This window comes from Legionella yabuuchiae, from assembly GCF_900640115.1.
Taxonomy (GTDB): domain Bacteria; phylum Pseudomonadota; class Gammaproteobacteria; order Legionellales; family Legionellaceae; genus Legionella_A; species Legionella_A yabuuchiae.
Window position 1 is genome coordinate 1 of the sequence record NZ_CAAAIW010000039.1, and the last position, 14,218, is coordinate 14,218.

Genomic DNA, 14,218 nt, shown 5'->3' on the forward strand with positions numbered 1-14,218 from the left:
AAAAATGAACCCGTAATGACGGTTGATATTGAACCAGAAGCGCTGCTGGATAAACTGAGCGACGTCCAATGGGAACGTCTCCCCAAAGAAATCCAGGAGACGTGTCGTGCATTACCTGCCTTTCAAAACAGGCAATTCTTGGAGGATGTGGCGAAAGGCAACCAAGAAGAAGCGGATGCCATGTTGCAAGCATCATCCGACAAACAGAGCATTCTCAGAACCCCTGGCAAGTTTACCGATTACTCCGGCCGAACCTTTCATTGCACGGCGTTTGAATATGCCTACTGGGCCAAAGACACCCATATGTGCCGGATGTTGGAAGGTCATATGGATGAGGAGACCAAAACCCAGCTCTTAGCTCGAGTAGAACAGATGGAAGAAGAAGGTCTAACCTACCAGCAGCATGGCTTAACTATCGAGCATTCCAAACATTTTGATTTAACGCCGCTCATCACAGCACTAGAGCACTATGTGAATAATTTTCTAGAGCACTATGTGAATAATTTTAATGAATGGTATCAAGCTAATAATTGGCATGATCTAGATGCTGCCTGGATGGCTTTGGGTAAAGCCCAGCGTGAGGTTCCTGCGCATGTCGCACAAGAATACTGCCGCAAAGACCGCTCATTTTTGGTCGACGGCAAGCCCCCATCGTTCAAAGAGGATTCATTACCGAGGTCGTTGACTTTTTATAATTTGGTGACAGGTAAAAAAAACGATTCTTGGTTTCCCATGGCGTTCGCTTCTACTTCTGGACTAGGTTTTAAGTTTGCATTAATCCGGGTCTCGTTCGGAGTGATGGGCGGACCGTTGGCGCAAGGGGCAAGGTGGGCTGCGTTGCTTGCGTCGGTTGATTTGGCGGCAGTCCGCCACCTTGATGAAGTAAGATCAGCCGAACTCACTTCGCTGCGCGAGAACCTAAGTCCGCCAGGTAGATCCATGGGGATGTCTTTGTAATATCGTATAACAATTCAACCGCATAGGCCGATTACTCATCTTTAAAAGCAGCTCTGCCAAAAAAATCGAATCGCCCAAAAACTAGCATTTTGAACGATTACGGGTATAGATGATGTTTTAAAGACAATCTTGTCAGCGTTAGCTTGGGTATAAAGCCTTCTTTAGTTTATACTGAATGCTTAAGCTCTTAATGTATTCCAACCATCATGCTAGATTTTAAAACCTGTCACGACAAACAAACGGGCGAATGGTACATTGAAACGTCCATTAGTGGAAAACAGTTACTGACAACACCCCAACTAAACAAAGGCACTGCATTCACGCGTGAAGAACGACGAGAATTTGGATTACTTGGAAAGCTTCCTAATCGCGTAGAAACGCTGGATGAACAAATCAAACGTGCTTATTTGCAATTTTCAAGCTACAGCTCAAGAATGCAGCAGCACATTTATTTAAACAATCTTCATGATAAAAATCAGATTTTATTTTATAAATTATTAAGTCAACATTTAGGTGAAATGTTACCCGTTATTTACACACCAATTGTTGGAACTGCCGTTAAATCATTTAGTCGTGAGTATCGACAACCGCGAGGATTATACATCGCTCATTCCGATGAAAACCTCATCGATGAAATTCTTGAAAACCGGTCAAATCCTGAGATTGACTTAATTGTCGTAACTGATGGAGAAGGTGTGCTTGGAATAGGCGATCAAGGCGTTGGCGGGATGGATATTCCAGTAGCCAAATTGATGGTCTACAGTTTATGCGGAGGTATCGATCCCACAAGAGTATTGCCTATTTTTCTTGATGTTGGGACCAACAATCAAGAACTTCTCAATGATCCAATGTATCTTGGAACCCGCCACCCTCGGATTAGCGGCAGCAGGTACGATACGTTTGTAAAGAAATTTGTTAACAGTGTGATTAAACATTTTCCTAATGCCTTTTTACATTGGGAAGATTTAGGTCGAGGAAACGCAAGAAGAATTCTTGATCAATTTCAGGATGAGCTTTGTACCTTTAACGATGACATTCAAGGCACCGGCGCTGTAACCCTTTCTGCGCTTTTGGCCGGTTGTGACATCACAGGCGTTACGTTAGAAAATCAACGAATCGTGGTCTTTGGAGCAGGATCTGCGGGAACTGGAATTAGTGAACAAATCGTTGACTCCATGGTGCGATGCGGTTTAACTCGGGAAGAAGCGCATCAACGATTTTGGCTTATTGATAGACAAGGATTACTATTAAAAGATGATCCTGATTTAACAACACCCCAAGAGCCTTTTGCCCGTACGCTAGAAGATGTCAGCGATTGGGACATCCGGGATAAAAAACAAATTTCTTTAACCGATACCGTAAGGCACGTACAGCCAACGGTTTTAATTGGTTGTTCGGCTCAGCCTGGGGCATTTTCCCAAAGCATCATTGAAATCATGTGTGAGCATATTGAACGACCCATTATCTTCCCATTATCCAATCCTGATGATCGTTGCGAAGCTCAACCTGAGAATATTTTAGCTTGGAGCAATGGAAAGGCATTGATTGCAACAGGCACCGCGTTTCCTGCCATTGAATATGAAAATCGTTTGGTTCAAATTGCTCAGTGCAATAACGCCTTGGTCTTTCCCGGAATTGGTCTTGGAATTTTAGCAGTTCGCGCCTCTAGGCTTTCAAAGAGTATGATCTGGGCGGCAGCTCAGGCTTTAAACGAGCTTTCGCCTAGCAAAAAAGATAGTTTTCTTCCTCTATTACCCTCACTGGATAAGGCTCAAGTGGTTGCTAAGCATATTGCCGTTGCGGTAGCCCGGACCGCAATCGAATCGGGATTAGCACAAATCAATCAAGATAAAGATATTGAGGCTCTTATTCATGAGATGTTCTGGGAGCCTCGTTATTTGCCATTTAAGCGAGTAAAAAATTCTACTTAATTTTTTGCTTTATTGGCTGGATTGAACTTTATCAGCACTCGTGTATAGGTGGCGCTTTCGGGTTCCCAAGAACGCGCATACTTAAATAACATTTTTGTTTTTTCAGGATAGGTTTTCCCAGGTTGTAGTTTAAAGGTATACACCATAGTTCCCCCTGCCCCAATTAGCTTTGTTTGAGGAGCTGTAAATTGGCCATCGACCATTTCAAATCGTTTTTTATCATAGTCTTTAATCGACCACTGAAACCCCGTCGTAGGATTGGCAGGTAATTTAACTTGAAACGTTGGCTTCGCTGGATCAACTGTGATATTCAAGGTATTTACAGCCTCGGCAGGGGTTATGATAAAAAATAATAAGCAACTTAATAAAGTTTTCATATAGATTCTTCTTGTTAACAAGGATGACTTACAGTTTAGCAAAAGATTAATTCGCTTGCGATCTATTCATCCAAGGTGGACTTCCCCCTAATACTGCTTCTGGAATCATCCCCAGTTCAATCACTCGATCATATTCCAGATCAAGATATTCACTAGCGCGTTCCTCTAGTATTCCTTCATAAAACGTTATTCTCTCGAAACAGTTATCATTGATGCTGTATGTATAAGGATAACAAATCACACCAGTCAGTTTAGAATTTTTACCATTTATCGCGGTAAGCCAATCTTCTAGATTCATTGGATTGTAAGGATAGAGTGCGGGATCCAGAATATAATAACTTCCCCACAAATCCACGATTAAGGCTACATGAAACCACCAACGCACATATCCTTCGGGAGAATTTTGAGTTTGTGCGTATAGTTTACCGAAAGCAAATAATTTTCCAGGACGTACCAGACTATCTTTTTCAGCTTTATACCCCCCTAATGCTGCTCTTAAAAAACACCCATCATCTGGATAGAGCCAACTGATCCGGCGCAAAAAGTTTGTACCATATTCGCTGTATAAAAACCGACTATCTCGAATTAAATAGAATAATTCCATTAATTCTTCATACGAAGCCACCTTCGGTACGGAAGTATAATCAATTTCTTCTACTGGAACTCGGAGGTTCAGAGGCGTATTATGGCTACGTAAATGGTAAATTCGATTCAGCGCTTGTTGAAAAGACTCATTTGGAAGTCTTTTTGCTGATGGGCTTAGAAGATCGGATTGAGCCGTGGAAAGATTGGCAAAGAACAGTAAAAAAGCAATAAAAATTCGCAACCTGCTATCTCCCTTATGCCCCTAAATCTTTCTTTTTTTCTCAAAAGCTCACAATAGACCTGGTTTTTCTTCACTTTTTCTCAACGCTTGGCCAAAGTAATCTTAAAGAATTAACAGCCGCATTTTGGGGGTATATAGCCAAGAAAAATAGTGGGTAAGCCTTAGATGGTGCCTGATGGGCAATGGCCTTGTGCAATCCATTCTAAACACAAGGCCTTTATGAATGTTTTTAAGATTTTTTAGCCTTAGTTGCTGATGATTTCTTATCTTCCTCAACAGACTCATCCTCACACACATCAGGATGACATACCTTGCAACACTTATTGCATAGGCAACGGTGACCACAAAGCACCAAACCGACTAAAAACATCGCTGCAATACCAACACTATTGAATGTGAAAATAGTTAATAGGGTAGCAATCACCAGTAAAATTAGCCCTAATAGTTCATACTTATAGGCCCATAAACAAGAATGAACATTCTTTGGGTCTTTCATAGAATCCTCCTTGATATAATTCTTTATTACAATGTTTAGTGTAGACCAAGATTTGAAGCTATGTCAGTTGTAGTTGGTTTAATTAACAATCAGTTTAACCGCTACAAATGACACTGATTTACTTAAATTTTAGTTAGATTCCCTACGGGTTTTTCTTAAGCACAGCATCTATGCTACCATCAGAACCGTTGTAGTGTTGCTCTAGTCAAAAACAACAACATAACAATTAAAATTTATCCCCAGGCATTTTTAATCCTAACATCCATATTAACTCAAGTCCATAGCTTGGATGTTGCGATCCTCTGTACGGTATAATTTTTGAAAACGTCGTACCGTACAGAGGTCGCGGTCACAGCCACAGTGCGTAGAAGAATTTCAGCGAAAACATCAACCTTTCCCTTTCGCAGAATGAATTGTCAACCGTCCCTAATGTTAAATGATTAAAAAATTAGGCATTTTATACATTACTGTCTAATCTTTAATTAAATAACAAAAAAATGCTGAGAGGGATCACTTATGTTAAGAAGATATGGCTTTATTCTATTAGCGCTTTCTGTATTTTCTACCACCTCTATTGCCCAAGTGCGAGAGATTGCCATTACCATTGACGATTTACCATTTGTCGGCACAACCCATAATAAGCCAGGAAACTTGAATCGAGAACGCGAACGTTTTTTAAGTATATTGCAGAGCTTAAAAGAACATAATGTACCCGCTACAGGTTTCGTGGTGGCTGGAACAATTGAAAAGGATCAGTGGGAATTGCTCGAAGAATTCAAAAATGCAGGACTCACCATAGGTAATCATACTTATTCCCATATCAACCTGAATCGCTCGTCTGCAGAGAGATACATCAATGATATTGCAAAAGCAGATCAAGTCTTAGCCCCGTTAATGACTGGGCCTAAGTATTTCCGCTATCCTTATCTTGCTGAAGGAAAAGGTGAAACGAAAGAGGCGGTATTGAATTTTTTAACTGAAAATCAATATATCGTGGCCCCAGTCACCATTGACAGTAAAGACTTTAAGTTTAATGCCGCTTTATTAGCCATTCATTGGCGCAATAGAGACAAACATGTCAATCGAATTAAAAACCAATATCTCAATTACATTTGGCGTCAAACTTTAAGAGCTGAGAAAAAAGCGAATGGTAAACCAGTCAAACAAATCTTGTTGATACATGCCAATTTATTAAACAGCCATGTCATGGGTGACATCATTCAAATGTATAAAGATCAAGGTTATAAATTTATAACTCTAACGGAAGCATTAAGTAACACAGATAACACTGAACCAGAGGTTATAACACCAGTTGCCGAAGTGCCGGAAGAGCGTTCGGATGTTTAATAAATAGATTAGGATAAGCCCGCGGAAGCAGTGTCGCGGGCATTCATACTCTTTAATTGTTGTTAAATTTGCCCTTATCCTTTCAATACCTCATAATACAAGCATTTGAATAAATTTAAGGCATTTTCGATGGCTAAGCAGATTTTTTGCGTAAAATTAAACCGAGAAGCAGATCAAATGGACTCCCCTCCTTTTCCTGGCCCACTTGGCGAACGGATATTTAACCATATTTCGAAGCAAGCCTGGGGTATGTGGCTTGATCATCAAACCATGTTGATCAATGAATACCGTTTAAGCATGGTTGATCCACAGGCCAGGTCGTTTTTAAGAGAAGAGATGGAGAAGTTTTTCTTTGGCGAAGGCTCCGAAAAACCATCTGGATTTAATTTGCAAAATTAATTTCAAAAAAATTTAATGCCTCCCCTTGACTCAAAATCATTATCGGAGTTTAATAGCAGCCTCTTGGGGCCAGATAGCTCAGTCGGTAGAGCAGAGGACTGAAAATCCTCGTGTCGGCAGTTCGATTCTGCCTCTGGCCACCATGAATATCAATAAGTTACGATTGATTTTGCCAAACCCCAAAAATCCTGTGTGGGGATTTTGTGGGGCACAATCAACACAAAGTCACAAGATAATCACTTTATCTCTTTGTGTTTTATCTTTTTCTTTTCTTAAGTTTGGCGTGCGAAGCAAAGTGAGCACCACCCCACTTTTTTGCTTTTCGCAAACCTTACTCACAGCTTCATAAAGATTCTGCAACTCAGCTGATGAATAATGCGTTGTAATCCGACCGGAACGATGTCCTAACAGATCCTGTCGATCTTCAAAGCTCACCCCAACAGAACTCACATTGAGCTACCCCCTATCTGCAAATTCACATTATCATCAAGGCCGTAAATCTGCATAGTTGTATTTCCCATTAGGCGAATGATTTTTTGTTTAATATCAGACCATCCCTGAACAATTTTTTGTACAACCCCATTAATGTTTAAAGTGACAAAATGGATACCATCCATAAGTTGAAATATCCAGCGCATGGTAGGGGTTTTTGTTGGCTGATTGATTTGATTGGGCAATGTTTCGTTGTGTGCTGCAAGGGCTTGCCTTAACCGGCGTTGGGCAATGGAATAAACAAGCAAGGCCAGCGTCATGACCATCAACAAACCCATGATACGGCTTGGTTTCTTAAGAAAAAGTGAGCTTACAAAAAAGAGAGGGTCTTTTAAAAACCGAAAACCCATGTTCTCAATGCTCGCGTTTTGTTGTTTGTAGGCATTAATAATTTCCACTGGCTCAAGTGCTGATTCATCGATATTTGTTCCCAGCACATAGCAAGATTTTTCATCCAAACGAGCGGCGATAACCTCCGTATTTTCAACCACACTAGCCTGCACAAAGTACTCAACTTGGCTGGGCGTTGCTCCTTTCTTAGGACGTCCCAGACCTTCATGTCGATGTTTTTTTGGTTACCGATTGTTCTGAACTCACATGATAACGACACTTATTAACCAAATCGATAGCGGCTTGTTGTGCATCATGTGGGCAGTCAAACGGTTTATTCGATAGATGCCATAATTGCGCTTCTATTTTGTCTCGCTCTTTTTTCACGGCCTTAGTCACCGTCTCTGTAGCGCGTTGTCTTGCTTTGTTAGAAAATACGACTATCCAACGTTGAGAAATTCCATAATGATCCAAATACCTCACGCTATAACGATTGTCATCATTCAATTTACACCATTCATTCTTGGTTATAGCGTTAGTAATAGACCCAATCTCAACCCAATAGAACGGCTATGGAAGGTCATGAACGAAAAAGTAAGAAACAACCGATGTTTCAAAGGAGCAAAGGATTTTAAAGAGGCAATTAATAGCTTTTTTGATGACATTTTGCCAAGCATTGAAAATGCACTGGATGGCAGAATTAACGACAACTTCCAGTTGCTAAAAACTTAGTATTTTGAAGTTGATTGGGTATATACTACAATCTTTATTCGACAAACGTGGCCAATGTGACTTGATATTGGCAATTACCTTCGCCCTCGTGAGAGTAGCGCGTTTTAATTACTTCAAATCGAGTTGGCTCGCCTGCTTGTTCGAGCGCGTTTTTAACTGCCTCGCTGATCCCAGCATCTGAATACCCGGTAATATCGCCTGATTTTGTTGCAGCCATGCCATGTTATCCTTTTTACTATGCCGTAAAAAACAGCTTACAAAAGAGATAGGTATTTTTCAAGTCTGCAAACAAGATTAACCAGTCAGGCGCGTCTGTTGGCTTTAATTAGGTTCACCCTATTCGCGACCTAATTAACTGCATGCCCACCGAGTTATTTAAATAGCGAGCTGGTATTTTTGCTGAGGTCGGGGCTTAGTTGCGTTATCAATGCCGTCGTTTTTTCAAGTAAATCCTTGTCGTCATCTGATTTGACCTCAAGTGAATCGAGGCGTTTTGAAATGGATGACAATACCGATAACAAGGTGTCAACTACCACGGAGTTATTCAAGACACCAATAGATAAATTATCACTCAAAGGGTGGTCCATCATGACATTTAGAATAGAGCTTATATCACTTGAAGCAACGTCTGGTTTAGAGAGCAATTCATTGATGGATAAAGTCATTGCCATGGCAGAATAGGAATAACAATTGGAATTAATCATGTTACATAACTGCTTTTCATTAATCAGCTTATCTGCTGAATTCAAAAAATTGTTAATTTCCTCTTTGTTAAACAAAACCCCAGTAGGGTAGGCAGTAAAACTGAAGCTTTTATTTAAGTAGTTTTTTTCATTGTCCTTTTTAGTTCGAAACACAAGGCCATCCCGATACCATTGCGAGAAATCGAAGGGGCTTTGGCGTCCATAAATTGCAAACGTTCCATCATGTGGGTTGCGAAGTGCAATAGCTGAGTGGCAAATAGGGAAATAGGGAATGGGCAGCCCTCGTTTAGTAGCAAACATTAACTCGTAGCGACCTGCATCTGGCCATTGTTCCAGTGAACGCATCATGTCGCGCGCGACATTAACAGAGCGCACGAGATTTACTTTGTTTCTTAGTGAACTGAAAAAAAACGAAAGCTTGGCTGCCTTCAACATAAATTTACTCCATACTGATTCAAAATTAAGCGATAATACCTGAATTAAACCACTTTGTCTGCTATTTTTTAATTCGAATTTACAAGTCGATTACAGCTTATGACTTTTTAATAGCGAAAAAACAGCACAAACAACGCCAACAATATAAAATATTGCACAACATGATTAATACCCTATACTTTAGGTTACCAGATATTCGAAATGGTAATTTATTACCCCGCAGGAGCAGATTAATCATGTATAGTGCTAGAATGTTTAAAACTGCAGTCTTAAGAGGTTCTTTAGGGGCAGGTAGTGCATACCTGTTAAACGAGGTGCGCAAGTATAAAGAGCTTGAAGCTCAATTAAAGCCCACCCATCCTGGTATAGAATGGCAAAAAAGACCCCGCGTTGTAGCAGAAGAGAAAGAATGGCTTATTTTTGGCAGGCAAAGTCCTGGCTATGCTCGCGATGACAAGTTGGTTGCAAAAAAAAGCATGAAGTTAACGCCTAGTTCTTTATTCATAAAAAAGCTAGGCACAATTTTGGATAATGAAAAATACTATCACTTATTTAAGGGCAGTGATTTTGAAGTAGTGCCTTGCACAGGAAGTGACAAGACGCCAACGGTTATTGTCCAACCTGATAAAATGCTTAGTACTGCCTTAACGGAAATAAAAGATGACGCCCAATTTGAAATTGGTTTTGCGCGCAAACGTGGTTTTATTGAATTTGTTGAAAAATCACCATTCTTTCATTCATCAATTGCCTTGCGCCGCGTAACGGACAAAAAACCCGCCAACCCTGATGCCGTTGTGATGACAGGTGCTGAAATAAAAAAAGTTATCGCCGAAACAAATCACGCTATTTGTGAGAGTGAGCATTGCGATCTATTTCGTTCCAACTGCTATTCAGCGTCTATTTTTGCTTTGGGAACAATTATTAAAGTCATTAATGCCAGGGAGGAGCCTGCCAAACAAAAAAGCGAAGAAATACAAAAGGTTCATGACGTTATTGCCGGTGCAGCTTTTGACAATTTTGCACGTGGCGTAAGTAATAATGGCAAGGTGAAATCATTGGTTACGTCAGATATCCCTAAAGTACTAGACAGCTTGGGTTTGTCTACCTCCAGGGAAGAGCCCACAACAGGAATAAGCTCGCCATAATTTTGTGACTGGCGCATAAATTTGAACCCTATTTATTTCAAGGAGAGTAAAAAATGCAATCTAATCAAGATTTTTCACTAGATGAAAAGGTATTAAAAGCACTAGGTGCTCGGACACTAAAACTTATTCGAACCAAAGGATTGCAAATGGAGGCAGAGATTGTTGCGCGATTGAAGGCAATGGAAGAGGTACTTTTCGATGGAGCATCAGCTGATGGTTTTATCAAGGTTAAGATGAATGGCAACCATCAGGTAATAGAGGTTTCTATTGACTCGGCTTATTCTGATTGGTCGGCTGATAAAATCAAGGCATGTACCAAATTTGCTGAAGCAGTTAATGATGCAATCTATAACGTCGATTTGGCGATCGAGTCAGAGATTTCAGCAATAAAATACAAATACACCGAAGAAGTGATTAAAGGTGCTTCAGACTAGTACGTTGACCGCCTAATTTTGTCTACCTTGCTCCTCTCCCCCGCTCGCGGGAGAGAGTTAGAGAGAGGGCTTTCAATGGGACAAAAATAGGCGGTCAACGTACTAGCATCACGTCAAATCGACTCAAGCAAGTGTTCAAGCCCGTAATATAGTGAATTAATTTTCTGCACGCCTTGGCAGGCCAGGATCACACCCGGCATGAATGAGGCGCGGTCTATGCTGTCATGGGTAATCGAGAGTGTTTCACCTTGATTACCAAACAGTACTTGTTGGGTATAAGTATTTTAAACCACCTTTTTGCCATTTTTCAAAAATAACATGTTTTAAATATTTACAAAAATCCGGGGCGGATTCTCAGCCATCCACCCATTTTCATGAAAAACATTTGTAAAACTTCTAAAATTCGTAGTTTTTCTGTTCTATTTAAGCTCATCTATAAATCAAAGACGACAACAAGCCGCAAGGTTATACCATGCTTTTTGGTTTTTCCTTTTTTTCAATTGTAGTGACAAGCTGGTTGGCTATTTAGAACAGTTGGGGGCGCTCGAATACCTGATGAAATATTAGCAGGTGTTTGCGATTGGTTCTTCTGCTCCATGTGTGCCAGAATTTTGTTAATCACCACTTGCTCTTCAATGCAGGCAATGATTCGTACCGAGCCCTGGCAATCCCTGCATACCGTAATATCAATATTGAATACGCGTTTCAGCCGCATTGCCCAGTTCATTTTTGTTCGCCGCTCTTCAGCATCATTTGATTTTTCGGGTGAAGGATGCTTTTTATTTATTTTCGCCTCGCCGGTTACAGCTGCTCGATGTTTGCTGTTCGGCGCAAATACACCATGAAAACGAGTTAAATGTACTCGCGGTTTTGGTACCAAAGCTGCTAATCTTGCTATAAAATCCAGCGGCTCAAATACCACATGGGTGGTTCCATTTTTATAGGGCGTCTTCAATTCATAACAAACCTTGCCATCAGACAAAACCTCCAGTCGATGGGTGGAGACCGCAGGCCTTGCAATATACCGGCATAATCGCTCAACCTTGTCCCGCTGATTGGCTTTTGCACTGACTCCAGCATGCAGGGAAAATCCGCCTAATTTTGCCAGAGCCTGGCCGGTTGACTCGGCCAACTCATCCCTTGGCGGCAACGTCTTTAACGTCAACACCTTCAGATCTTGACGCGAACCCATCGCAATGCGATAAGTAATCGAGCTGCCCTGTAAGTGATTCATCGTATCCTCTTCAAATCCATCCAATAGCAGACCACCCTCTTCTTGCTCTCGTTCCAAATATCCTGCACGCTCAAGAAGCCTCGCTATACGACTACTGATTCGGTGTAACAGTAAATTCATTTCATGACTGGTGGGCGATTGAATTCCGTGAAACTGACCCATGTTTCCTTCATCGTCAGCCTCATAAACGCCGTCCAGAAATAACATATGAAAATGGATATTCAGGTTCAAGGCACTACCAAATCGTTGAATCAACGTCACAGTACCGGTCCTTGCTGTCTTGTGTGTAAACCCCGCTTTCTTAATCAGATATGTGCTAATGGCTCTTGCCTACTTTAATCATCTTACCGCTCGCTTTATTATCATTATTTAACCGCTATGGATTTCTGCTATCGCTTTTTGCGCCTGCGATACTAAAAAAGCCGTTCATTAGAATAAATTCCGTACTCACTAGACATCTTTTTTGCATAATTTAGGTTGGTAACTGCGCATTCTCTGTAAATACGCTAATTTCCCACGGGTAAAGCCGTGGGAAATTAGCTGGATGGTTATTTTAAATTAAGCACAATCATTTACTTAAATCAGGCTTAGACTCTGGCTCTGCAGGTTGTTCAGGTACACCTGGTTGCATAGAGAAAAACGTGCCCGCTGTTTGGGTGGGTGATACAGCAGCCGCTTCTTTTTTTGATGGTGAGTCATCATAAGAAAAGCCTTTATCTATTTCCTCTTGCGTTAGATGCCTTGTGTATGCAAAAGCATGTTCTGCGTACCAATTGGCATATTCTTCCCTATTGGGTGTGAGTAAAGCCTTAAAGTCCCAGCTAATCCCATCCGCATAACTAAATGGACCTAAATAAATACCTTTTTTAAAAGCCAGACCTCTAATCATCCATTCCATTATCCCAGCATTACCTAACTTTACCGGCAAAAGATGCGCCAATAAATGAGATAATCTACCTGCATGAACAAGAAATGTGCCTAGCTTTTTATCCTCGGTTTCAGTAATTCCCAAAAAATCAGTAGCATGACGAAAAAATTTGTATGATTTTTTATCCACGGCTTTAGTAATATTCAAAAGTTCAGTAAAATAACGATTGGCGAGGTTAAAGTCACCTTTTAAATCATGTGTATTTATACTGGTGTATATCAAACGTATTCGATTAAATTCAGGATCAAGTGCTGCATCAACTGGATTAACATATTCACATAAATATAAATTTGATAACCGAGTGGAGTGATTTTCCCCATCGATCGCTTGGGTTTTATGAGGCGACTTAATGATAATTTCATATAAAGTAAATACTTTTTGCTCTTCTGTTAGCATTTGCATTTTTTGACAAGAGTAATCATCATTTTCAACCAGATAATCATGTTGACCACCTGATTCATTTTCTTCCTCTATGTTTTTAATTAAACCCTTCATATGGGTATAGACGCTATCCTTCATGCTGATACAGGCTTGCTTAACATCAGCTTCATAAAACGTCTCTCTGCATTCATAATGCTCTGACCTAAGAGTTCCATAGTCATCGGTTCTCTTAAATTGCGCGCCATGCCCTAGATCGGCTGCAATTTGATGGCGCTGTTTTGCAAGAAAATAGTATGCGTCAGAAAAATTTTGAAATGCCTCTTGATGCAACGCATTTGTATCTTTGGCTGTAACGCCCGGTAAGTGCTGCAAAAATTCATTTATTACCGCTGCACTTCGACGTAACCATTCGTTTTGATCCACATGTGAATGCGCTCGTGCGCTGTCTGGATTAGATGCGTATCCCATGGGCGTATTTTCTGCAGCAACTTGCATTTGTGATTCATTTTTAGGCATTTCATGCGCCTTTCAACTAACTATTGGTACTAATATTGTACATCAAAATTAACAAAACACCACCAAGATGAAAAAATACAATAGGCTATTTTTTATGAAGTTGAATATATATGATCAAATGGAATTAGCGTGACATTGGTTAAAAGTATTGACTGGCCTATGATTTTGAAGCGCGTATAAGTGCCTGGAATAACCTTAAGCAGCCTTTTTTATAAATTAAAAACTCAGGGTGAAATTGAACGCCGATAAAAAATGGTTTTCGATCATCTTCAATGCATTGGATAATCTTATTTTTTTCCAAAGCCGAAATCTTAAAATTATCACCAAGCGACTCAATTGACTGCTTATGAAGGCTGTTAACACGAGCAGTCCGTCGTTTAAATAAGCTAAATAGCATGCTTGGATTTTCGATATGGATTGTTTTACGAAAAAAAATGTACCCGATTATAGTTTGATGGTTAGTGCATCATTAGTTCTGTAAATTATTTTTGATTGGCGGAGTGGCCAACCATTTTCTACTCTTTTATTTGGATAATGAAAGAGAATAAAAAATG

15 protein-coding genes, 1 tRNA gene and 4 pseudogenes are annotated in these 14,218 nt (G+C 40.4%); 8 read left to right on the forward strand and 12 right to left on the reverse strand.

Annotated elements, in window-relative coordinates:
• Positions 1-957, forward strand: a pseudogene (locus E1O47_RS11310) (hypothetical protein); the annotation flags it as partial.
• A 206-nt stretch (positions 958-1,163) separates the two neighbouring features.
• Positions 1,164-2,888: an NAD-dependent malic enzyme gene (locus E1O47_RS11315; RefSeq protein WP_133131372.1), complete on the forward strand. Its 1,725-nt coding sequence runs from the start codon at positions 1,164-1,166 to the stop codon at positions 2,886-2,888.
• Here E1O47_RS11315 and E1O47_RS11320 read toward each other — a convergent pair.
• The 3 genes from E1O47_RS11320 to E1O47_RS11330 all read right to left on the reverse strand — a co-directional run bounded on the left by E1O47_RS11320 (position 2,885) and on the right by E1O47_RS11330 (position 4,587).
• Positions 2,885-3,265: a protease inhibitor I42 family protein gene (locus tag E1O47_RS11320; protein ID WP_133131373.1), complete on the reverse strand. Its 381-nt coding sequence runs from the start codon at positions 3,263-3,265 to the stop codon at positions 2,885-2,887. The genes E1O47_RS11315 and E1O47_RS11320 overlap by 4 nt on opposite strands.
• Positions 3,266-3,311: 46 nt before the next feature.
• The gene (locus tag E1O47_RS11325) at positions 3,312-4,091 is read right to left on the reverse strand and encodes a protein-glutamine glutaminase family protein (protein WP_133131374.1); all 780 of its coding nucleotides are present in this window, start codon (positions 4,089-4,091) and stop codon (positions 3,312-3,314) included.
• 229 nt (positions 4,092-4,320) lie between these two features.
• Positions 4,321-4,587, reverse strand: coding sequence for a hypothetical protein (locus E1O47_RS11330; RefSeq protein ID WP_133131375.1), 267 nt, complete (start codon positions 4,585-4,587; stop codon positions 4,321-4,323).
• A 516-nt stretch (positions 4,588-5,103) separates the two neighbouring features.
• Here E1O47_RS11330 and E1O47_RS11335 point away from each other — a divergent pair.
• The 3 genes from E1O47_RS11335 to E1O47_RS11345 all read left to right on the forward strand — a co-directional run bounded on the left by E1O47_RS11335 (position 5,104) and on the right by E1O47_RS11345 (position 6,476).
• A complete protein-coding gene (locus E1O47_RS11335; RefSeq protein ID WP_133131376.1) occupies positions 5,104-5,934 on the forward strand; it encodes a polysaccharide deacetylase family protein in 831 nt (276 codons plus the stop codon).
• A gap of 129 nt (positions 5,935-6,063) precedes the next feature.
• Complete coding sequence (locus E1O47_RS11340) at positions 6,064-6,333, forward strand: oxidative damage protection protein (RefSeq protein ID WP_133131377.1); 270 nt, start codon at positions 6,064-6,066, stop codon at positions 6,331-6,333.
• A 67-nt stretch (positions 6,334-6,400) separates the two neighbouring features.
• Positions 6,401-6,476, forward strand: a tRNA-Phe gene (locus E1O47_RS11345).
• Positions 6,477-6,558: 82 nt separating this feature from the next.
• Here the strand turns inward: E1O47_RS11345 and E1O47_RS11350 are convergent.
• The 3 genes and pseudogenes from E1O47_RS11350 to E1O47_RS11360 all read right to left on the reverse strand — a co-directional run.
• A pseudogene (locus E1O47_RS11350) lies at positions 6,559-6,777 on the reverse strand (site-specific integrase); the annotation flags it as partial.
• A gap of 2 nt (positions 6,778-6,779) precedes the next feature.
• Positions 6,780-7,328 carry an IS1634 family transposase gene (locus tag E1O47_RS11355; protein WP_423202763.1) on the reverse strand — a complete coding sequence of 183 codons (549 nt, stop codon included), beginning with the start codon at positions 7,326-7,328 and terminating at the stop codon, positions 6,780-6,782.
• A 52-nt stretch (positions 7,329-7,380) separates the two neighbouring features.
• Positions 7,381-7,662 carry a hypothetical protein gene (locus E1O47_RS11360; RefSeq protein WP_165475113.1) on the reverse strand — a complete coding sequence of 94 codons (282 nt, stop codon included), beginning with the start codon at positions 7,660-7,662 and terminating at the stop codon, positions 7,381-7,383.
• A gap of 15 nt (positions 7,663-7,677) precedes the next feature.
• Here E1O47_RS11360 and E1O47_RS11365 point away from each other — a divergent pair.
• Positions 7,678-7,887: pseudogene (locus tag E1O47_RS11365) on the forward strand (IS630 family transposase); the annotation flags it as partial.
• Positions 7,888-7,921: 34 nt separating this feature from the next.
• Here the strand turns inward: E1O47_RS11365 and E1O47_RS11370 are convergent.
• Positions 7,922-8,104: a dodecin domain-containing protein gene (locus tag E1O47_RS11370; protein ID WP_133131380.1), complete on the reverse strand. Its 183-nt coding sequence runs from the start codon at positions 8,102-8,104 to the stop codon at positions 7,922-7,924.
• 154 nt (positions 8,105-8,258) lie between these two features.
• Positions 8,259-9,026 (reverse strand): hypothetical protein, encoded by a 768-nt coding sequence (locus E1O47_RS11375; RefSeq protein WP_133131381.1) that lies wholly within the window; start codon positions 9,024-9,026, stop codon positions 8,259-8,261.
• A 236-nt stretch (positions 9,027-9,262) separates the two neighbouring features.
• Here E1O47_RS11375 and E1O47_RS11380 point away from each other — a divergent pair, with 236 nt between their 5' ends.
• Both E1O47_RS11380 and E1O47_RS11385 read left to right on the forward strand, forming a co-directional pair.
• Positions 9,263-10,171, forward strand: a complete 909-nt coding sequence (locus E1O47_RS11380) for a hypothetical protein (RefSeq protein ID WP_133131382.1) — start codon at positions 9,263-9,265, stop codon at positions 10,169-10,171.
• A 53-nt stretch (positions 10,172-10,224) separates the two neighbouring features.
• Positions 10,225-10,605, forward strand: coding sequence for a YbaB/EbfC family nucleoid-associated protein (locus tag E1O47_RS11385; protein ID WP_133131383.1), 381 nt, complete (start codon positions 10,225-10,227; stop codon positions 10,603-10,605).
• A gap of 113 nt (positions 10,606-10,718) precedes the next feature.
• Here E1O47_RS11385 and E1O47_RS11390 read toward each other — a convergent pair.
• The 4 genes and pseudogenes from E1O47_RS11390 to E1O47_RS12725 all read right to left on the reverse strand — a co-directional run.
• Positions 10,719-10,877 (reverse strand): annotated as a pseudogene (locus E1O47_RS11390) (dihydrodipicolinate reductase C-terminal domain-containing protein); the annotation flags it as partial.
• Positions 10,878-11,101: 224 nt separating this feature from the next.
• Positions 11,102-12,100 carry a transposase gene (locus tag E1O47_RS11395; protein ID WP_165475114.1) on the reverse strand — a complete coding sequence of 333 codons (999 nt, stop codon included), beginning with the start codon at positions 12,098-12,100 and terminating at the stop codon, positions 11,102-11,104.
• A gap of 307 nt (positions 12,101-12,407) precedes the next feature.
• Complete coding sequence (locus E1O47_RS11400) at positions 12,408-13,664, reverse strand: hypothetical protein (RefSeq protein WP_133131385.1); 1,257 nt, start codon at positions 13,662-13,664, stop codon at positions 12,408-12,410.
• Positions 13,665-13,821: 157 nt separating this feature from the next.
• Positions 13,822-14,112: a gamma-glutamyl-gamma-aminobutyrate hydrolase family protein gene (locus E1O47_RS12725; RefSeq protein WP_133131386.1), complete on the reverse strand. Its 291-nt coding sequence runs from the start codon at positions 14,110-14,112 to the stop codon at positions 13,822-13,824.
• Positions 14,113-14,218: the final 106 nt, after the last annotated feature.